The organism is Plantactinospora sp. GCM10030261, assembly GCF_042666615.1.
Taxonomy (GTDB): Bacteria; Actinomycetota; Actinomycetes; order Mycobacteriales; family Micromonosporaceae; genus KBS50.
Window position 1 is genome coordinate 1 of sequence record NZ_JBHTDD010000066.1, and the last position, 977, is coordinate 977.

At 63.6% G+C, this 977-nt stretch carries 1 protein-coding gene; it reads right to left on the reverse strand.

All coding sequences use genetic code 11. The features are described from left to right. The coding region (locus tag ACFQUZ_RS32345; RefSeq protein WP_377449104.1) for an AAA family ATPase at positions 1–977 on the reverse strand (977 nt) is incomplete at both ends.

Sequence of the window (977 nt, forward strand, 5' to 3'; positions counted from 1 at the left end):
TGGACTTGTCCACATCCTCCGGGTCGCCCTCGCAGTCGACGACCACGATCTGCCCCGGCGTCAACTCGTTGAACAGGATCCGCTCCGACAGGTTGTCCTCGATGTCCCGCTGGATCGTCCGACGCAACGGCCGCGCCCCCAGCACCGGATCGAAGCCCTTGACCGCCAGGAACTTCTTCGCGTTGTCGGTCAACTCCAGACCCATGTCCTTGTTGCGCAACTGGGTCTCGATCCGCTGGATCATGATGTCCACGATCGACAGGATCTCGTCCTGGTTGAGCTGGTGGAACACGATCGTGTCATCGATCCGGTTCAGGAACTCCGGCCGGAAGTGCTGCTTCAACTCGTCGTTGACCTTCTGCTTCATCCGCTCGTAGTTCGAGTCGGAATCCTCCGAGGCCTGGAACCCCAACGACACCGCCTTCGCCACGTCCCGGGTGCCCAGGTTCGTGGTCAGGATGATGACCGTGTTCTTGAAGTCCACGATCCGGCCCTGCCCATCGGTGAGCCGACCGTCCTCCAGGATCTGCAGCAACGTGTTGAACACATCCGGGTGAGCCTTCTCGATCTCGTCGAACAGCACCACCGAGAACGGCCGACGCCGCACCTTCTCGGTCAGCTGCCCACCCTCGTCGTAACCCACGTATCCGGGCGGGGCACCCACCAGCCGGGACACCGTGTACCGGTCGTGGAACTCCGACATGTCCAACTGGATCAACGCGTCCTCGGACCCGAACAGGAACTCCGCGAGCGCCTTGGACAGCTCGGTCTTACCGACACCTGACGGGCCGGCGAAGATGAACGACCCGGACGGACGCTTCGGGTCCTTCAACCCGGCCCGGGTCCGGCGGATGGCCTTGGAGACGGCCTTCACCGCGTCGGACTGGCCGACGACCCGCTTGTGCAGCTCGTCCTCCATCCGCAGCAGCCGGGAGGTCTCCTCCTCGGTGAGCTTGTAGACCGGGATTCCGGTCCAG